This window comes from Billgrantia bachuensis, assembly GCF_011742165.1.
Lineage (GTDB): Bacteria > Pseudomonadota > Gammaproteobacteria > Pseudomonadales > Halomonadaceae > Halomonas > Halomonas bachuensis.
Map to the genome: position 1 here is coordinate 29,624 of NZ_JAAQTO010000013.1, position 17,585 is coordinate 47,208.

Annotated in this window: 19 protein-coding genes; all 19 read right to left on the reverse strand. The window is 62.4% G+C overall.

Going from position 1 to position 17,585, the window contains the following annotated elements; genetic code table 11:
• Positions 1 to 9 precede the first annotated feature (9 nt).
• Positions 10 to 882 carry a bifunctional nuclease family protein gene (locus HBJ55_RS04750; protein ID WP_240935976.1) on the reverse strand — a complete coding sequence of 291 codons (873 nt, stop codon included), beginning with the start codon at positions 880 to 882 and terminating at the stop codon, positions 10 to 12.
• Between the two features lie 111 nt (positions 883 to 993).
• A complete protein-coding gene (locus HBJ55_RS04755) occupies positions 994 to 2,400 on the reverse strand; it encodes an NADH-quinone oxidoreductase subunit N (protein WP_167111563.1) in 1,407 nt (468 codons plus the stop codon).
• Positions 2,400 to 3,884, reverse strand: coding sequence for a complex I subunit 4 family protein (locus HBJ55_RS04760; RefSeq protein WP_167112181.1), 1,485 nt, complete (start codon positions 3,882 to 3,884; stop codon positions 2,400 to 2,402). Before HBJ55_RS04760 ends, HBJ55_RS04755 begins: the two co-directional genes overlap by 1 nt.
• Positions 3,884 to 5,875 (reverse strand): NADH-quinone oxidoreductase subunit 5 family protein, encoded by a 1,992-nt coding sequence (locus HBJ55_RS04765; RefSeq protein ID WP_167111565.1) that lies wholly within the window; start codon positions 5,873 to 5,875, stop codon positions 3,884 to 3,886. Before HBJ55_RS04765 ends, HBJ55_RS04760 begins: the two co-directional genes overlap by 1 nt.
• Positions 5,872 to 6,177, reverse strand: coding sequence for an NADH-quinone oxidoreductase subunit NuoK (gene nuoK, locus HBJ55_RS04770; protein ID WP_167111567.1), 306 nt, complete (start codon positions 6,175 to 6,177; stop codon positions 5,872 to 5,874). The genes HBJ55_RS04765 and nuoK overlap by 4 nt, the downstream gene beginning before the upstream one ends.
• A 45-nt stretch (positions 6,178 to 6,222) precedes the next feature.
• Positions 6,223 to 6,855, reverse strand: coding sequence for an NADH-quinone oxidoreductase subunit J family protein (locus HBJ55_RS04775; protein ID WP_167111569.1), 633 nt, complete (start codon positions 6,853 to 6,855; stop codon positions 6,223 to 6,225).
• A gap of 19 nt (positions 6,856 to 6,874) precedes the next feature.
• Positions 6,875 to 7,801 carry a complex I subunit 1 family protein gene (locus HBJ55_RS04780; RefSeq protein WP_167111572.1) on the reverse strand — a complete coding sequence of 309 codons (927 nt, stop codon included), beginning with the start codon at positions 7,799 to 7,801 and terminating at the stop codon, positions 6,875 to 6,877.
• On the reverse strand, positions 7,798 to 9,111 hold the full coding sequence (locus tag HBJ55_RS22640) for an NADH-quinone oxidoreductase subunit D-related protein (RefSeq protein ID WP_167111574.1): 1,314 nt from the start codon (positions 9,109 to 9,111) through the stop codon (positions 7,798 to 7,800). The genes HBJ55_RS04780 and HBJ55_RS22640 overlap by 4 nt, the downstream gene beginning before the upstream one ends.
• Positions 9,102 to 9,449: an NADH-quinone oxidoreductase subunit A gene (locus HBJ55_RS04790; protein WP_167111576.1), complete on the reverse strand. Its 348-nt coding sequence runs from the start codon at positions 9,447 to 9,449 to the stop codon at positions 9,102 to 9,104. Before HBJ55_RS04790 ends, HBJ55_RS22640 begins: the two co-directional genes overlap by 10 nt.
• 277 nt (positions 9,450 to 9,726) lie before the next feature.
• Positions 9,727 to 11,190, reverse strand: a complete 1,464-nt coding sequence (locus HBJ55_RS04795; RefSeq protein ID WP_206022225.1) for a vitamin K epoxide reductase family protein — start codon at positions 11,188 to 11,190, stop codon at positions 9,727 to 9,729.
• 584 nt (positions 11,191 to 11,774) lie between these two features.
• Positions 11,775 to 12,224, reverse strand: a complete 450-nt coding sequence (locus HBJ55_RS04800; protein WP_167111579.1) for a c-type cytochrome — start codon at positions 12,222 to 12,224, stop codon at positions 11,775 to 11,777.
• A complete protein-coding gene (locus HBJ55_RS04805; RefSeq protein WP_167111581.1) occupies positions 12,217 to 13,083 on the reverse strand; it encodes a WD40/YVTN/BNR-like repeat-containing protein in 867 nt (288 codons plus the stop codon). Before HBJ55_RS04805 ends, HBJ55_RS04800 begins: the two co-directional genes overlap by 8 nt.
• A gap of 21 nt (positions 13,084 to 13,104) precedes the next feature.
• A complete protein-coding gene (locus HBJ55_RS04810) occupies positions 13,105 to 13,848 on the reverse strand; it encodes a cytochrome c biogenesis CcdA family protein (protein WP_206022227.1) in 744 nt (247 codons plus the stop codon).
• 17 nt (positions 13,849 to 13,865) lie between these two features.
• The gene (locus HBJ55_RS22240; protein WP_206022229.1) at positions 13,866 to 14,249 is read right to left on the reverse strand and encodes a hypothetical protein; all 384 of its coding nucleotides are present in this window, start codon (positions 14,247 to 14,249) and stop codon (positions 13,866 to 13,868) included.
• Positions 14,246 to 14,824, reverse strand: a complete 579-nt coding sequence (locus HBJ55_RS04820) for a TlpA family protein disulfide reductase (RefSeq protein WP_167111584.1) — start codon at positions 14,822 to 14,824, stop codon at positions 14,246 to 14,248. Before HBJ55_RS04820 ends, HBJ55_RS22240 begins: the two co-directional genes overlap by 4 nt.
• Before the next feature lie 15 nt (positions 14,825 to 14,839).
• A complete protein-coding gene (locus tag HBJ55_RS04825; RefSeq protein WP_167111586.1) occupies positions 14,840 to 15,280 on the reverse strand; it encodes a DUF411 domain-containing protein in 441 nt (146 codons plus the stop codon).
• 66 nt (positions 15,281 to 15,346) lie between these two features.
• Positions 15,347 to 16,039 carry an SCO family protein gene (locus tag HBJ55_RS04830; RefSeq protein ID WP_206022237.1) on the reverse strand — a complete coding sequence of 231 codons (693 nt, stop codon included), beginning with the start codon at positions 16,037 to 16,039 and terminating at the stop codon, positions 15,347 to 15,349.
• Positions 16,040 to 16,126: 87 nt separating this feature from the next.
• Positions 16,127 to 16,372, reverse strand: a complete 246-nt coding sequence (locus tag HBJ55_RS04835) for a hypothetical protein (protein ID WP_167111588.1) — start codon at positions 16,370 to 16,372, stop codon at positions 16,127 to 16,129.
• 362 nt (positions 16,373 to 16,734) lie between these two features.
• The gene (locus HBJ55_RS04840) at positions 16,735 to 17,460 is read right to left on the reverse strand and encodes a sulfite exporter TauE/SafE family protein (RefSeq protein ID WP_167111590.1); all 726 of its coding nucleotides are present in this window, start codon (positions 17,458 to 17,460) and stop codon (positions 16,735 to 16,737) included.
• Between the last annotated feature and the right edge of the window lie 125 nt (positions 17,461 to 17,585).

The window sequence follows — 17,585 nt, forward strand, 5'->3', positions numbered from 1 at the left end:
TCTACACGGTCAGGTACGAACGCCGGGCACGTCATGCCGCAGCCGCGGCACGGGTTGCGGCGGGGGGACGTCGGTGGAGACCTCCAGCTCTTTCTCCTCGCCCTCCTGCCAATAACGCAGCCGGGCGTCTTCGCCCACGGCGGTATCGCGTACCAGCTCAAGGTAGCGCAGCGGTGTGACGGGAACCTCTCCGTTCACCTCGAGCAGCAACGCGCCGGGGCGTAACCCGGCCTCCGCCGCCGGCCCGCGCACGTCGCTGACCAGCACGCCGGGGCGGTCGGGCAAGCCCAGCGCCTCGCGCAAGTCGTCGGTCGCCGGCGTGACGCTTATGCCCAACGCCACGACGACCTGTTCATCCAATCCTTCGTATTCGATATTCCGAGCCGCCTCGAGTACTTTGGGGGCCACGTGAATGCTTGCCCCCGCATAGAGGGCCAAGGCGATGGCATCGCTGGGCCGACTGTCGATGAGCAGCGTCTCTTCACGCCCCGGCAGGCGCAGTTCCAGCATGCCGAGAAAGGTGTGGTCGACGATGGCATCGACGTAGACCCGCTCCAGAGTGGCGTCGATTCCAGCGAGTACATCGCCCAGCAAGTCGTGGGTCATGGGTCGGGGCGCACGCTCACCGGCCAGCCCGCGCAGGATCGCACCCGCCTCGCTGACACCGATGAAGATCGGAATTACCTCGCGCACGCCCGGCTCGCGCAGCAGCACCACCGGTGGACCACCGAAGCCGGCCAGCCCCACCGTGGCGACCTCCACCTCGACCATCTCATCGATTTCAACAGCGAGTTCACGCGCACCCGCAGTCAACGGGCCCGCCAACAGCACGGCCCCGCACAGCAGCGGCAGCAGGTAGTGCCAGCGATTGGATAGTGGCATGGGCGTCTCCTGCAGGCAGTTGGTTTCAGCATGGCACCCGGGGCGCCTCCCTTCCATGTCGTCATGACAAGCGCTTTGCAGCCTTGCCGGCAATCAAGCCCACCGTCGGCATTATCCGGCCGGGGCGGCGCGCCATAGCGACATCTCCTGAAAGAGTCCCTCGACGCCGAGGCTGGCGGCCAGCAGCAGCACGAACCCGGCCAGCATGGCAAGCCACGAAGCTCGCCCCAGCGTAGAGACCTCCCCTTGGTGGGGTGCGAATAGCATCGCCGCAGCCACTCGCAGGTAGTAGTACAGCGAAACCAGGGTATTGAGCGCCGCGACCACGGCCAGCCAGGCATGGTCGGCCGCCAGCGTAGCCTCGAACAGCAGGAACTTGCCGAAGAAACCCACCAGCGGCGGAATGCCCACCAGTGACAGCACGGCAACGATCAGCACCACAGCCGCCAAGGGTTGCGCCCTGGCCAGGCCGCGATAATCGGCAAGGTCGGTGCGTCCGCGCAGATGAGTGACCACGGCGAAGGCGGCCAGGTTGGCCAGCGCATAGGCGACGAGGAAGACAAGCAATGCCGACACGGCACCTTCGGCGCGCCCGATCACGGCCACCGCCATCAACGCATACCCGGACTGGGAGACCGATGACCAGCCCAGCAGCCGGCGAACGTCGACCTGGCGAAGCGCCGCCAGGTTGCCCAGGGTCATGGTGACCGCCGAGACCAGCGCTACCAGCCAGAGCCCCTGCTCTCCCGGCAACAGCGCCACCAGACGCGCCAGCGCCAGCGCCGCTCCTACCTTGGGCGCCACGCTGAGCATCGCCGCAACCGGCGCCGGGGCCGCCTGGGCGACATCCGGCATCCAGGCATGCGCCGGAAACGCCGCCAGCTTGAAGGCAAGCCCCAGGATCACGCAGCCCACGGCCACACTGAGCACCAGACTGTCGCTCTGGGCAAGAAACGCGGCCAGGACGCGGTAGTCGGTGTCGCCGACCAGGCCGAACAGCATGACCACCCCGACACACAGCAGCGCATTGGCCAGAGCGCCGATCAGGAAGTACTTCATGCCCGCTTCCAGCGCCGGCGCGAACCCGCGGTGGTAGGCCACCAGCGGGTAGCTCGCCGCCGAGGAGAGCAGCACGCCGAGCAGCAGCTCCATGCTGTCGCCAGCCGCCGCCATGACCACGGCGCCCAGCAGCGCGAACAGGCACAGCGCATAGTACTCGCCATGCCGCGGGTCGCTGCGCATCCAGTCGGGCGACATCGCCATGGCAAGTGCGCCGCTACCCAGAATGACGAGCTTGGCCAGCGAGGCCGGTGCATCCAGGATCCACACACCAGAGAACGTCAGCGAAGGCGCTGCCGGCCACTGCACGACGACGGCACCCAGGGCGATCGTCAGCGTCACCAGAGCCGCACCGGCCAGCCAGCCCTGGCGGGCGTGCGGCAGGAAGGCGGCACCCAACACAATCATCACCGCCCCGATCAGCAGCGCCAGTTCGGGGGTCAGGTCCGCCACGGGCATCAGCGTCCTCCGCTCAGCAGGCTCGCCGAGGCCTCAACCACCTCGAGCAGGAAGTGTGGCGCCACACCGATCGCCACGACCCCCAGCGCCAGCACACCGAGCACCCCGATTTCGATCCGGTTGAGGTCGGGGAAATGTGCCAGGTGCTCGGGCAGCCGGCCGAAGAACAGCCGCCACAGCAGGTCGAGGAACAGCGCCGCGGTGATCACGATGCCCAGCACCCCTAGCACCGCCAGCCAGGGATAGACGGCGAAGGTGCCGGTAAACACCTGAAACTCGGCGACGAAGCCGGCCAGCCCCGGCATGCCGAGACTGGCGAAGGCGGCCAGCACGGTCAACGCGGTCAGCTGCGGCGCCCGGCGAGCCAGGCCACCATAACGCGCCATGGCATAATCCCCCGTGCGCTGCCACAGCGAGCCGCTGATCAGGAACAGCGAGCCGGTAATCAGGCCGTGGGCAACCATCTCCACCGTGGCACCGGTCAGCGCCAGCCGCCGTGCTTCATCATGCCCGCCTATCAGTGAAGCGGCCACGGCAATCCCCAGCACGGTGTAGCCCATGTGGTTGATCGAGGTATAGGCGATACGCCGCTTGAGGTTGGTCTGCCCCAGCGCCACCAGGGCACCGTAGAGAATCGCCACCAGCGCCAGCACTGCCACCGGCAGGGCGAAACGGGAGAAGGTCTCGCCGAGCATGGCCAGCGGCAGCCGGATCATGCCGTAGGTACCCATCTTGAGCAGTACCCCAGCAAGAATCGCCGAGGCCGGCCCCGGCGCATCGACGTGGGCCTGGGGCAGCCAGGTATGCACCGGTACCAGCGGGGTCTTGACCGCCAGCCCCACCATCATCGCCAGAAATACCAGGCTGGCATAGGTGCCCCTGCCCGCCAGCGGCTGCTGCTCGATGATGGCGCGCATGTCGAATGTCGGCGTCTCGAGAGCGAGATAGAGCCCGATGATGCCAAGCAGCAGTGCCAGCGAGCCGGCAAAGGTATAGAGGAAGAACTTGAAGGCGGCGAGCTGGGGGTCGCCGTGACCCCAGCGCCCGATCAGAAAGTACATGCCCACCAGAGTGAGATCGAAGCAGACATAGAACATCAGCAGATCGAGGGCCAGGAAGACCCCTAGCGACACGCCGTGCAGGAACAATAGCCAGGCATAGTACTGGCGCGCATCCCCCCCGGTATCGAAGGGATAGACGACGGCCGCGACGAACAGCACCGCACTCATGGTCGCCACGGCCAAGGCAATGCCATCGACGCCAACCCGGTAGGCCATGCCCAGCGACGGTACCCACTCCACTTCGTCGATATGCTGGAACAGCGGACCGGCCGGATCGAACGTCAGCCAGGCCAGCGCCAGCGCCAGCAACGAGGCGCCGGATGCTACCACGGCGATCCAGCGCGCCTGAGCGGCACTCCAGCGCGAATTCAAGGCAAGCGGGAGAGCGCCCAGCAGGGGAGCGAACAGCGCGACGGTCAGCATCACATCGAGGCTCCTATCAACAGCAGCAGGAAGAACGTACCGAGGCCGGCGGCCATGGCGGTGTAGTAGTGGTGGGTCTGGCCGGACTGCGTCGCCCGGGCCCAGCGCCCGCCGGCCTCAACCCCTTGTGCCAGCGCACTGGGCAGGCCGTCGGTCAGCCATTCGCCGCGCCGAGTGTTGACGTCGGCCAGCCACTGCGCGCAGCGCGCAGCGATCATCAAGCCGGAGTCGACGACCTGATCGTCTCCGTGCGCCAAGCCTCGTGCAGTTGCGTGAATGCCTTTTGCCAGTTGGTTGATAGGCGCGGCCAGCAGGGCGTCGTCGCCACGCGCCAGGCCACTTGCACCGGCACTTACACCTTGCGCCAGACGGGTCAACGGCAAGTCGAATACCCGATCGTCAAAGCGTGCCAGGGCCCGGGCGAACCGCATGACACCCAATCCCACGCCGCGATGCAACGTCGGCAGGCCGAACCAGTCGGCCAGGACCGGTTGCCAGGCCGGTTCCGCCTCACGCGGGCTCCCACGGGTTAACCACAGCCCCATGCCAATACCCAGCGCCACAAGCGCCAGCGACACCACCATCAGCCACGCATGCTCCCTGGGCAGCACGACCCCCAAGTCCGCCGCGATCGACTCGGAGAACGGCCGCCACCACAGCAGCGAGAGCATCAGCGTGGCAAGCGCCAGCCCCGCCAGCGAAATACGCTCCCCCCAGGCCGGCGGCCGGCCCGAGACGAGTCGCCGTGGCGAGCGACCAAAGGCCAGCCGCTGGAAGCGCGTGGCATAGAGCGCACTGAGCCCGCCGGCGATGGCCACAAACAGCGCCAACCAGGGCGAGATATCGACGGCGGCGGAGGCAATCTGTTCCTTGCTCCAGGCCGCTCCCAGCGGTGCCACGCCGGCCAGCGCCAGGCACAGCACCAGGCTCGCCCCCGCCACGCCCGGCAGCTGTCGCCCCAGTCGCATGTCCGCCAGCCGGTAGCTGTCGACGCGCCGTTCGGCCAGCCCCGCGACCAGGAACAGCCCCGCCTTGAGGCAGGCATGGGTGACGGCGTGTAGCAGTGCCACACCGGGGAAGCCCGCCCCCACGGCGACCCACATCAGCCCATACTGCGCCGACGTGGAAGCGGCCAGCAGCCGCTTGGTGTGGCCCTGGCAGCTCGATACCAGGCCGCCTGCCAGCGCCGTGGCCAGCCCCAGGAAAATCACCAGGGGCGAAAACCAGGCGGCCTGCTCGAGCTGCGGCGCCAGCCGAGCGAGCAGGAAGGTACCGGCAGCGGCCATGGTCGCCGAATGCAGCAGGGCCGAGGCCGGCACCGGCCCGGCCATGGCGGCGAACAACCAGGCACTGAACGGCAGCTGTGCGGACTTGGCCGCCGCCGCCAGTACGATGCCGGCCACGGCCACGTGCAACAGCCCACCCGAGAGACCGCCGAGGGCGGCATAGCCGAAACCACCGGTGCCGGCAAACAAGGCTGCTGCGGCGATGTACAACCCCAGGTCGCCCAGCCGGATGACGAGTAAAGCCTGCATCGCCTGGCTCGGAATGCCCTCCTCCTGCCAGCGATGCAGGATCAACCCCCAGGAACAGGCCCCGACCAGCTCCCACGCCACCAGCAAGGTCAGCAGGTCACTGGCCAGCACCAGCAGCTGCATAGCACCGACGAACGCCAGCAGCAGGGTCACCAGGCGACACGGGGCCTGGCTGACATGAACAGTCGCATAAAGCACCACCGGCAATGCCACCAGCGGCACCAGCCAGGCGAAGATGTCGCCTGCCATGGAGCGCTCCAGCCCCAGCGTCAGGGACTCGCTCCAGCGATAGCTCGCCGCCACCCCCGTATTCAGGGAGAGCCCGGTCACGACAAGCGTCAGCAATAGTGCCCCCCCTGCCGAGAGTCCGAGAGCCAGCGGCCCGAGGCGTCGCCCTGCCCCGTACAGCAGCAGCGCCAGCAGCCACGGCGTCAGCGGTACGGCCCAGAGCGTCATTGCTTCAGCTCGCTCAAGGCTTCGGTCGTGTCGGCCTGCTTGGCGCGGAACACCGCCACCACCAGGGCGAAGCCAAGCGCCATCTCGATTGCCATGACTGCCATGATCACGATGGTCAACAGCTGCCCTTCGGGGGCACCGGCGCCGCTATAGGCCCAGAATGCCACGGCCGCCAACATCGCCCCGTTGAGCATCAGTTCGAGGCCCATCATCAGCATCACGAACGATTGCTGCGACAGCGCCCCATAGAAGCCGATGCCGATCAGCGCCGCTGCAAGAACGAGTAGCGTGGTGAGTGTCATGTCGCCCTCCTGGCCTGTGTTACGCGTCGTTCCACCGCGTCATCGCTAATGGTGGTGTTGGTGGGCGTGGCCGCCCTCTTCTCCTTTTTCCTCTTCGCTTTCCTTTGGCTGGCCTGCCGGCTCGCCGCCGGGCTCGAGCCCGGGCGGTATCGAGCCCTCGTCGGCGCGGCCATAGCGTCCATGTCGGCTCGACAGCACCACCACGCCGACCATGGTGGTCAGCAGCACCACGCCGGCGGTCTCGAAGATCAGCATCGAATCGCCAAGCAGCTCACGGCCCAGCGAGATCACCGGCGCATGTTCCGCCGGCAGCGGCATATCGGGAAAATCGCCGAGCACGGCCACCGCCGAGAGCACGCCGAAGACAGCGACACCGGCGACGATAGCAACTCTCTCCTGGTGCACCATCTTCATCGGATTGAGGCCGGCCGGGTTCATCATGAACATGACCATGAACAGCGCCATGACCATCATCTCGACGGCCATCATGAAGAACATCGCCACCCCCAGGTACTCGGCGGTAAGCAGGATCATGATCCCGCCTACAGCGATGAACGACAGCAGCAGGAAGAACGACGCCCGCACCATCGAATCGGTGCAGAACACCCGCCAGCCGCTGAGCACGGCCAGCGCCGCCAGCACCACAAAGGCAATATGCGTAGCGGGACTTGGCGTCATGTCGGCTCCCTGGCCTCACTCAGGCCATCCACAGGGCCACCGCCCCGGCCCAGATCAGGTCGACGAAGGAGAGCGGCAGCAGCACCACCCACATCAGCGTCAGGCAGCGCTCGGGAGCGAGCCTGGGCAGCCGACGCCCCAGCCATAGCAGCACCACCAGTACCGCCAGGCTCTTGATCAGCAGCCAGGCCGGCCCCGGCAGCCAGGGACCCATCCAGCCACCGAGGAAGGCGGTGGCGGCAATCGCACTGAAGGCCACCAGCATGGCGGCGCGCGCCAGCGCCCATACCAGACGCGGCGGGCCCGAGCGTTCCACCGCGGTGCCGCCAGAGAGGTCCGCCGAGTCGGCCAGATTGAGCGGGCCCCAGAAGGTCAACCCCAGGCCTACCACCAGGAACAGCGGCAGCCCCAGCGGCTGGGAAACCACGTGCCAGAGGGATGCCTGCGCCGCCACCACCTCGGTCAAGCGCAGCGACTCGGCCGGTAGCGCCACGCCGATCAGCACGAACATGCTGATCAGCAGGTAGGAGAGCCCCAGTGCGACGTAGCGGTAGGCGCCGATCAAGGCCAGGTGCGAGTTGGCCGACCAGCCGTGCAGGAAGATCACCACCGTGGCCAGCGCTTCCAGGCTGCCCCACAACACAAGGCTGGTCGACAGGTCGACGCCGACCAGCGTCGGCGACCACGGCACCAGTGCCAGCCCGATGGCGGCCAGGGCTAGATAGAGCGCCGGCGCCAACCGCCAGGCAGGAGCGTCCGGTGCCTCGGTAGTCGTGGCCTGCTGCGTCATCAACCAGGCGGCACTGGCCAGGGGAGCGAGCCAAACGCTTCCCACCTGGGCCGAGCCCGACGCCATCAAGCGATCCAGCACCGCCACGAGATAAGCCCCCAGGCCGGCCATCAGCCAGGCCAGCAGCCACGGCAGGATCAGCTGGTCGAGAATCATGCATGCCCCTTTTGCCCTGCATGACCAGGGCCAGGTAGCCGGGTCTCACCGAGGGGATGCAGATCCAGGGCAGCGACATCCAGGCTAGCCAGGGTCAGCAGGGCTTCGCTCCACTCCAGTCCCGGCAGCACCTCGCCCAGTAGGTCACTCATGTCGTGAGGGAAGGCGTCGGCCCAAGGGCCGCGCGGGGTCTCGACAGCATCAGCCTCTGCAGTCTTCAGGTCGTGGCGGGCGGCTTGGCCGGCCAGCACAAGCGACTGCTCGATCTCGTCGAGCCACTGCTGCCAGCGAGCCGCCGTATCGCCCGCCTCGCGACAGGTCGGCGCAAAGCCGAGCCGGCGGTAATGCGCGTCTTGGCTGCGCAAGTCATCATCGATTCCCGCCGCGCGGGCCGCCGGACCACCGAGCTGTCGCGCCTGCGCTTCGTCCAGCGCGCCGCGACCGGGCTCGGGCAGCGCCAGCCGCCACAGCCCGCCGCGTTCCAGGGTATAGCGCAGGCCTGCGATATCGCTGTTGGGGCTCAGTTGCCCCGCCATGCGCAGGGTTCGTTCAGCCAGTCTCGGCCAGCCTGCGATCCATAGCCCCCGGTAAAGCCGGCGCAGATGATGGCGAGCACGGGCAAGTTCGATCTCGACGATTGGCACCGGCTCCTGGCGAGCCGCATGGAAGATCGGCTCGACGACACTGGCAAAGGGCTTGCGCGTGACCGTCCAGGTCTGCACCAGGTCGCCCTGCAGGCTGACCTCTGCCTGCAGGCCCGGCGGCAGCGCGGAATGAAAAGGCCCCAGTCGGAAGGTCAACGTATCCAGCGTCAGGCCATCGCGAAGATCGTCCTGCATGTTCATGGCCATGGGCCGACCGTAGGGCGTGCCTCCCATCATGCCCTCGCCGCCATGGCCATCGTCGCCGAGTCCCTCCCAGGAATTCGGCGGTTCGTCCGGCAGCAGCCGGGGCGCACTGTCGCGCTTGCCCAGCATCAGCTCGCGATGCGTCTCGACGACTCCCTGGGGCAACGCCTCGACAGCATCGTTACGTATGGGGTTGCACAGTGCCTCGAACGACTCGCAACAACACCACACGCTGACGAACGGTGCGGGCAACTGATCGTGGATACGGCGCAGGTCGTCGCGCCAGCCGGTCGGGACATCGCCCGCCACCACCAACACGCTGGCATGGCGAGGCGTGTCGACGAGGCGAATGCCGGGCGAGAGCGCGAGCGTTTCGCGCACCGGGCCGATACGCGCCCCCTCGACAAGAAAGACCGCAGCCGGAGCGCGAGCCGCCAGCCGTCGCTGCCAGCTCACTGCCACCGGAACACCCCCTCACGCCAGGCGTAGACGATGCCCACCGACAGGATCGCCAGGAACATGCCCATTTCCATGACTGCCATGGTGCCCTTCTCGATGAATACCACCGCCCACGGATACATGAACATCATTTCCATCTCGAAGGCGATCAGGAGCAGCGTCATGGGATAGTAGCGAATGTGGTAGCGGTTCCAGGCATGCGTATCGGGGCTACCGCCGCCGAGGAAAGGCGCCCTTTGGGGGTAGGTCGGCTTCAGGCTCCCGCGGGCCGGTAGCCATTGCAGCAGCAACCCCAGCCCCAAGGTTACAAGCAGAATGAAAGATAGGGTGAGCAGCGCCATGCGAATCCCTCGCTTTGCTGCGATCAGCACGGAAACCTGACTGAAAGTTAGTTGTCGTCACGGCGGATAACAAATGGCGCGTCATTGCTCGTACATGGCGAACATGTGCCGCCTGGACTGCTGATCGAAGCCTCCTGTCGTGCCCACCCTCGGTCGGTTAGACCAAGTCATCTGGCCTCCTGTGGGCAAGTCAGCCTCCGCCCCTCTGCCCGCCGCAGGCGGACTTTGTCTTCAGTCGATCGAGCGCCTCCGGACCATGGTGACCGATACCCACGTTTCAAGTCAGTAGCCGGTTCCAACCTGCGTAGCGGTAGCGGATCGCCCCCTTGGGAGGGCTGAGTCCGATTATCAGCAAACCGGCGGCGACACTGCCGATGGCCGCCCCAGCGGAGGCACCCGCGAGCACCCAAGGCGCGGCAATCAGCCAAAGCCCAAAGAACAGGTTAAGGAAACGCAGTGGCCGGCCGACTTCTGCCATTGCAAGGACAGAAACCGTGATGAGCAACGAGCCCATGAGATGGTCACTATTCGCCATGGCGCCTTCCGTGCCGAAGATGAGACGGGTGAACATCAGCCACACGCCAATGACACAGAGCGCCAGCAGTGTCCATGGCAAGTTGACCCCACGCACCGCATTCCTGGCCATTCGACCGAGGCTTCCAGCGAACTCGGGGTTGTCGTCTTCCCGCGCACCCTCCATGGCATCGCCCATGAAAAAGGTACGCCAGAAGGGTTTGCCACGCTGTCGGGCATCCTTGAGGAACTGACCCATGGCCACCAACTCGTCGAGCGCGTAGGGCATCATCACCAGCATGGCCAAGGCCTGTACCAGGCAGAGCGTGCACCAGGTACCGATGAAAATCGGTTGCGCTATGATGAAAAAGATACTGATCACGCCCAAAGGGATAACGACAATGCCAAAGGCTGCCACCATCCAGGGCATGGTCCGCCAACGGCGGGCGTCGCCCATTACCGCCATGAGAAACTCGAGCATATACGCCATGACCCCGACGCCGGCATCCGACACCGGCCAGGCTTTTGACATGTCTGAGGTAATAATGGTCTCGGTGCCGTTCTTGCCCGCAGCGACGAAGAACGGATCCCAGGCGCTGCTCACATGCCCCAGCTGATAAGCGGCGAGATAGTGGGCCAGATAAACGCCAAGCACGGCGAGCATAGCGATAGGTATACGCTGTACCCATGTTGAGGGATTGTAGTCCCAGCCCGGCGGGATCGATGCCTTCTGCATCATGCCCGACATGCTCATTCCCGGCATCATGGGCACCAGTACCGAGAAAGCAATCACCAATCCACCGACCAGCAGCCCGTTGCCATACGAGGCCGGTGACGGTGTCCAGAACAATAGCGGCGCAAACATCAGCCAGGTTCCCATGGCCGCGTTCGCCCACTGCGCCCAACTGATACGCGCCAGCGATAATATTGCGAACAGAGCGATCAAGGTTCCACTAATGACATCGCTCCAGGCCATCAGAAGGCTCCGCGTCTCTACGGCGAACAAGGACCGTTCGCCAGCGAGGCGCTGCAGGTCGAAATCGTTCGGACCGATATCAAGGTATCCAAAGGTGAAGGGAGTGGTGACAAGCCATAGGCCGAGGATGATGTTGGCGAAGTGGCACCAAAGCGTAGCGATGCGTCTCTGCTCCATCATCTGCATGTGCTCTTTCATGCCCATGTCAGAATTCATGGCGCCTTTGCGCAAGTATTCTCCTTGTTGCTCCATTCTGTTGCTCCTTGAAAATGGCGGCAACTCCATTAAAAACAACGCTCAGCCCCTTGCCTTCTATTACAGAGTAGTTGTAATTGGCAGGCGTTCAAGTTTCCGCCTGGCGACTGATCTACTTGGCCGCGCAAGAATTTTCTGCTTAGCCAGTAGAGGTGGCGAGGCGGTAGAATTAACACCCATGCCAGCACTTTTTTCATGTCCGCGTTCTTCACGCCGGTGAGCATGATGCTGATTCCTTCACCTATGCGTCATCGGCTCGAAGACGCCAACAGCAGTTATGAATAAATCCAGAAAGAAGTTAGGCGCGGGCCAGTTACGCATCGAGGTTGGCTAGGCGTTAACTTCTTTACTTGGGTTTATCCTATGCACTCATGAATAGTTTTTCTGTCCGAACCTGCCCTTATAGCCGCGCGGGAACAGACAGTGATAATTATCTCTAAGGGTTAGTGAAAACAGGGCGGCGCCCTCTTACATAGAGACAATGAATATAAACACAGATAGCAATAGCCAGAAACACGACCAGGCCTAGGCTAGTAGGCCAGGAAAGCCAAGATTATCGAAAGAATAAAACCCGACAATTATCAAGGTGGAAAAGGCTCATTCTGGCTTTCCTCTTCCTGGTGACGTCTTTGTTCAGCCGTCCATAGCGTCTTGAGATAGGCGACCACCGCTCTGATTTCAGCCGGAGTGAGAATGTCGCCAAAGGCCGGCATGGTGAGTCGCTCGGTCTTGTTCCAGGGATCGCGCCACCCCTCGGCGATGATCCGATAGAGCATGGCGTCGGAATGTTTCCAGGTATGGCCTTCCGGTCCGTGCGGGGGAGCCGGCAGCTCCCCCTGGTCATCCTGGCGTTCCCAGTTCGGCATGCCTTCGCCCTGGCTGCCGTGACAGCTGGCGCAATACTGCTGGTAAACACTCTCCCCCTCTTGTAGCAGAGAGGTAGTACCCGAAACGGGGTTTCCATCCGCTATGGCTTGCACCCCAGCACCGAGTAGCAGCCAAGTCGTGGTGAGCAGCCAGCGTTTATGCATCGGGAGCCGACCAGGTTTCCCCCTGGTCCTCGCTACGCGTGAGTCGCCCCTCATGATCCAGCGCATAAAGCGTTCCCTGTGACGTCAGCGTGAGAGCGACTTTATCCGCGACATTCAGATTAACTGAGGACCACTCCTGGCCGCCATTGTCACTACGAAACAGGCCCTGATCCGTGGTGACATAGACGACTTCAGGCGTGTTGAGGTCATAGGCAAGATCGTAGACGCGACCGGCGTCGAGTTCCCCGGTAAGCCGCCAGCCGCAGAAGCAGTCCATAGACAGGCGCACCGCATCATCCGATACCGCATAAAGCCAGCCAGTCTGCATGCTTCCCTCCATGTCGGAGTGGATGAGCCGACGTATGGGCTGGGTAGGGCCGCTATCCATTTTCTTCCACGATTCGCCGGCATCCTCGCTCTGGTAGAGCCCGTCGTCAGCGATGACCACGTAGAGCGTCTCGGGCTGCTGGCGGTGCACGGTCAAGGCCGTGATGTCCTGGCTCGGTAGCCCCTCGTCGAGTTTCTGCCAGGTTTTTCCATTATCTGTGCTGCGCTGTACCCCGATGGAGGTCCCCGCGATATAGAGCGCCTTTTCCGCTGTTGCAGGTACCGTGGCCGCCATGAGCTGTCCCGCCTTCCCCCCCTCGGGAAGGGCGATCTCTCTCCAGGACCCGCCGCTATTCGTGCTTTCGAAGAGCTGGTCGGCCTGCACCTTGAGCAGCCGTTCTTCCGCGGGGTCATACTGCAGCGATGGCAGCGCCTCCTCGACAGCAGCGGCTACCCCGGCGATACCCATGCTTGCCATGATCCAGCTCGTCAATGACAGGGCGCGCCAAAAGCAACTCGTACTCTTTTTCATGGTCTATTTCCTTCATTAAAGCTAGCCAATGGCACCCAATGCAGGGAAGGTGCGCAATAGCCAATAGGAAAGGTCGGTCAGTTTGCCGGTGATCATCAAGACGCCCATCAGTATCATGATCACTCCCGCCGCCTTATGCAGGACCCGGCCCCAGCGGCGCAAGAATTTCTGATGATGCAGGAAACGATCGAGCGAAACGGCACTTAGCAGGAAAGGCACGCCCAGACCCAGCGAATAAATGCCGAGAAGCGTCATGCCGCTCGAGACATTGGCCGTCGAGGCGCTGACGGTCAGAATCGCGCCCAGTATCGGGCCGATACAGGGTGTCCAGCCGAAGGCGAATGCAACGCCCAATAGATAAGCCGCACCGCGCCCGCCCCTCTCCTCCTTGAGCCGGCCGATAAACCGCCACTCTCGCTGTAACCCATGCAGCGGGATCAGTCCGGCCATGAAGGCACCGAACAGGATGACGATGGTACCGCCGACCAGGTTCGCCTCCTGGCGATAGACTAGCAGCAAACGGCCGATGGCGGTGGCACTGGCCCCCAGCATCAGGAATACCGTGGAGAAGCCAAGCACGAACCATATCGATTGGGTCAACACCCTGAGTCGCTCACGCCGGTCCGCTTCCTGTATCTGGCCAAGCGAGCGCCCGGCCACGAAGGAGAGGTAGCCAGGCACGAGCGGCAAGACACAGGGCGAAGCGAACGAAACCAGACCAGCCAGAAAGGCAGTCATCAGGCCGATATTGGCAATCTCCAGCATTACGCCTCACCCTGTGTTCAAGCTTGGAGGTTCGATCCGGGCGGCTCTATCGTTGCCTTCTGATCCGCTGTTTGGCGCTGGTGGGATGGGGTTTCCGTGGACGCTATGGCAGGGTCTTCCACCCTGGCTTGCACGCCGGTGGCTTCGCCCTGGTCGGCAGATTTACTTGTCTTGTCCTTGCACTTCATGATGCACAATCCCAACCCGCACATGACGAGGCAAGGCAACAGGCTTACCAGGAGGGGCGCGATGCCGAGCAGAACCAGTTGATCCCAACCCAGGGTGAGGCTACCAGTCACAGTCACGGCAGCCAGAAGCATCCAGCGGCGGGACCCTGTCGCCAGGCCTTTCAAGCCGGTTTTCTGCTCCCCCTGCGGGATTTTGTCGTCACAGCAACTCATGGCGCTTCCTCTTTGCTGGTTTCTATCATTTCGGCCAAGAAATCGACCACCTCGGGGGTGTCCCACTCCGCCTCCCCGACCAGGCGTCCCAGTTCCTTGCCCTGACGGTCGAGCAGCAGCGTGGTAGGAATACCGACAGCCCCCAGATTCGCGCTGGCCGTACCGGTTTGATCAACGTAGGGGGCAAGATGCTCGATGCCCACTTCCTGATAGAACTCGTTAACGACATCGATACCCTTGCGGTCGATCGACAGTGCAACGACTTCGAAATCCTTCCCACCCAATTCAGCGTGAAGGGCATCCAGGGTGGGCATTTCCTCGCGACAAGGGCCACACCATGTCGCCCAGATATTGAGCAGGATCACTTTGCCTTCAAAGGCAGTCAGCGTCAGCGGAGTGCCGTTGCCGTCCTCGAAGCGTATTTCGGAAACGTCGCGCGGGCTTTCCCAGAGGAGAAAGCCTTGCGGTCCAACCTTTTCGGGCGGCGTGGCGTCGGGCGGAGAAGCGACAACCGAAGAGGCCAGCAATACCCAGCATGCGGCTAGTAACCTTGTGGTTCCGGTCAGCTTTTTCATCACCAGGACGGCCCCTCAATGGGTGGCGTAAACTTCGGGGGTCTCGGTCGGCTGGAAGGCCAACGTATACACTTCGAGAGGCCCGCGTTTCTCGCCCGTCATTCCGGGTGAGCCAAGCGGCATGCCTGGCACGCTCAATCCTTTGATGAACGGCTTTTCTTCAAGCACCCGGGTCAGGCTTTCCAAGGGTACGTGCCCCTCGAATACATAGTTGCCGATGAGCGTGCTATGGCAGCCGTGGAGCCGCTCGGGTATGTTGTGTTCGGCTTTCAGCTGGGAAAGGTCATCAGTATCGATCGTTTCCACGTCAAAGCCGTTCTCTTCCAGATACTTGGCATACTCGGCACAACATCCACAATTGGGGTTCTTGTAAAGGGTCGCTTCCGTCTCGGCCGACAACCCTGTTACTGGGAAGGCGAGCAGAGCGACAATGATCCAGGACTTCCAGCTTTTCATCTCTTTCTGACCTCTTTCAAGGTAAACAGCCCAGGTTCCGAATCCAGACGTGGCAGGAACCATCACTTAATTGAAAACTTGGGTGAAGAAACGGGTAACGCGGTGCCAGACGCTCTGATGGTATGTATCGGAACCTTCCACCAGCGTATTGACATACGTGATCAGATTCTCTGTCTCGAACTTCAGGCCGTGGAAGCGAGCACGCATTCGGCCCGTCTGATCGATAACATGAGTGACAACGCCATGAAGTTGAACGCCCTCCTCGGCTTCAGCGAAATTGAGCCCATACGCCTCTGCTAACTGCTTTGTCGTCTCGGCATGCTCTCCCTCACTTCGATACAAAAAACGCCAATTTTGCGGATCGAAGTCGAAATTCTCGCCGTAGGCAAGCATATTCCTGCGCGTCGCGGGAACATCCTCGGTATCGGTGGCTATCGTGATGAACATGACATCCTCTCGGAGAGAAGATTCATTGATGCCGTCCTGAATCTGAGCAATCAAGTTCATATGCAAAGGGCATGCTTCCTTGCAGCGCGTATAAACGAAGTTCAATATGACGACTTTTCTTTCCAATTCAGATAATGACAAAACTTGGCCGTCGGCGTCAGCCAACGAAAAGGCAGGGGCAGGCTGGTCTACAAATTGCGCATAGCGCCCGCTCTCTTGCAGATCGTTCTCTACGTCTTCAAGAGAGTGGGCGAAAGAGACCAGGCTGACCAACATCAACAGGATAAAAACTGAAGAATTTTTTCTTACCACCCGCCTTGCTCCGATAAATAACCAAGCCTCACGTATAGACTGCTCCTTATATCTCGTCGATATGCGGGGAGCAGTCTACTTTCCATATCATGACGCACTATCGTCCTGTTGCATCTTGTCCATCATGGCATTGCATTTTTCCATCATGGCGCTCATCTCGCTCATCATCCCCATCATGCCGGGCATGCCATCTCCTTGCATCATATCGCCTTGCATGCCATTGGCTTCCATCGGCTCTTGCATAGTATTGTCTTGCGCTAGGAGCGAACCGGCTCCGAAGCCGCTAGCGGCGATGACGGCGGCAGTCATGATTGCGTAATGAAGTTTCCGCATACATCTCTCCTCTCTTGCTTGGCATCACCTTCCACCATGGCTGGAGGCAAGGGGCGATTTCGATTTTCGTTCGACAGCGAAGCTGCTCTTGCAAGATATCCTTAAAGCCAACTTCAAGGTCAAGCCCTTTTCCGCCGCCTGCGCTCGACGGGGAATAATTTTTTGAAATCAACTTAATAGCTACCTGTCAAACCAAGGCAACCTAAGGCTGTCAGGAGGTACGCGCCGCTGGCTGAGCGAGGGGACACATTTTCCTAGGTAATTTGTAGCGGCAGCCCTCAAGGCTTCAGCCTGAGGTAACTGATCGAAGAGCGAGTACCGGCGGGATCCGTTATCGTCCTGGATGGTCCACAAGGGAGCCGTCAATGATGTGACGACGTCATGCCTCCATCCGTGCCGGACATTACCTGCAGATGCCAGAGCTGCCAGACGGCAAACCCAACGATCAGTAACGCTGCTATCGTGCGGGTCGCAGGATGACGAATCCACTGTGAGACGCGGCGTGCTGCCACGCCTGTGGCCATGACGACAGGCAGCGTACCAAGCCCGAAGGCTCCCATCATCGCTGCCGCGCGCATTGGCTCAGCCACGGCGAGACTCCATGCCAGCATCGAATAGATCAACCCACAGGGCATCCAGCCCCAGATGGAACCTAGCGCAATGGCTTGGGGAATCTTGACGACAGGCATCAAGCGACGGCCGACCGGTTCGACACGGCGCCACAGGATACGCCCCAGAGCTTCGACACGAAGCAAGCCCTTCCACCAGTTGGCAATATACAACGCCATCAGAATCAACATGACCGCCGCCAGGCTACGCAATACCAGAGCGATGCCATCCAGGGCATGATTGAGTACGGATCCCAGCAGCGCCACCAAGGCGCCGGCGATCATGTAGCTGCTGATGCGGCCAAAGTTATAGCCGAGCAATAGGCCAGCGAGGCGTCCCGGCTGACGCATGCTGGGAGGCACGGCAAAAGTTAGAGCACTCATGATGCCGCCGCACATGCCAATGCAGTGAGCGCCCCCCAGCAAGCCGAAGACGAAGGCCGCCGCCAACGGCGGCAGGCTCAGGTCGGTGGGATCCATTCGAAACGTTCCTTACATTATCACCGATTTCATAATGAGAGGCTGTTGGCGAAGGCTGCCGGAGGCGAACTGTAAAGCGCATCGAGCTCGATCTGTTCAAGCGAAGCGAGGGCCGCATTCATGAG

What these genes read in the sequence shown, in the direction of transcription:
- HBJ55_RS04765 (WP_167111565.1), bottom strand. Translation starts at nt 5,875, where the DNA reads ATGACGCTCTGGGCCGTACCGCTGACGCCGTGGCTGCTGGCGCTGCTG.
- HBJ55_RS04835 (WP_167111588.1), bottom strand. Translation starts at nt 16,372, where the DNA reads ATGCGGAAACTTCATTACGCAATCATGACTGCCGCCGTCATCGCCGCT.
- HBJ55_RS04750 (WP_240935976.1), bottom strand. Translation starts at nt 882, where the DNA reads ATGCCACTATCCAATCGCTGGCACTACCTGCTGCCGCTGCTGTGCGGG.
- nuoK (WP_167111567.1), bottom strand. Translation starts at nt 6,177, where the DNA reads ATGACACTCACCACGCTACTCGTTCTTGCAGCGGCGCTGATCGGCATC.
- HBJ55_RS04755 (WP_167111563.1), bottom strand. Translation starts at nt 2,400, where the DNA reads ATGCCCGTGGCGGACCTGACCCCCGAACTGGCGCTGCTGATCGGGGCG.
- HBJ55_RS04780 (WP_167111572.1), bottom strand. Translation starts at nt 7,801, where the DNA reads ATGATTCTCGACCAGCTGATCCTGCCGTGGCTGCTGGCCTGGCTGATG.
- HBJ55_RS04825 (WP_167111586.1), bottom strand. Translation starts at nt 15,280, where the DNA reads ATGAAAAGCTGGAAGTCCTGGATCATTGTCGCTCTGCTCGCCTTCCCA.
- HBJ55_RS04805 (WP_167111581.1), bottom strand. Translation starts at nt 13,083, where the DNA reads ATGAAAAAGAGTACGAGTTGCTTTTGGCGCGCCCTGTCATTGACGAGC.
- HBJ55_RS04820 (WP_167111584.1), bottom strand. Translation starts at nt 14,824, where the DNA reads ATGAAAAAGCTGACCGGAACCACAAGGTTACTAGCCGCATGCTGGGTA.
- HBJ55_RS22240 (WP_206022229.1), bottom strand. Translation starts at nt 14,249, where the DNA reads ATGAGTTGCTGTGACGACAAAATCCCGCAGGGGGAGCAGAAAACCGGC.
- HBJ55_RS04810 (WP_206022227.1), bottom strand. Translation starts at nt 13,848, where the DNA reads ATGCTGGAGATTGCCAATATCGGCCTGATGACTGCCTTTCTGGCTGGT.
- HBJ55_RS04840 (WP_167111590.1), bottom strand. Translation starts at nt 17,460, where the DNA reads ATGGATCCCACCGACCTGAGCCTGCCGCCGTTGGCGGCGGCCTTCGTC.
- HBJ55_RS04760 (WP_167112181.1), bottom strand. Translation starts at nt 3,884, where the DNA reads ATGCTGACCGTCGCGCTGTTCGCTCCCCTGCTGGGCGCTCTCCCGCTT.
- HBJ55_RS04790 (WP_167111576.1), bottom strand. Translation starts at nt 9,449, where the DNA reads ATGGCGCTGCTCACCCTATCTTTCATTCTGCTTGTAACCTTGGGGCTG.
- HBJ55_RS04795 (WP_206022225.1), bottom strand. Translation starts at nt 11,190, where the DNA reads ATGGAGCAACAAGGAGAATACTTGCGCAAAGGCGCCATGAATTCTGAC.
- HBJ55_RS04775 (WP_167111569.1), bottom strand. Translation starts at nt 6,855, where the DNA reads ATGACGCCAAGTCCCGCTACGCATATTGCCTTTGTGGTGCTGGCGGCG.
- HBJ55_RS04800 (WP_167111579.1), bottom strand. Translation starts at nt 12,224, where the DNA reads ATGCATAAACGCTGGCTGCTCACCACGACTTGGCTGCTACTCGGTGCT.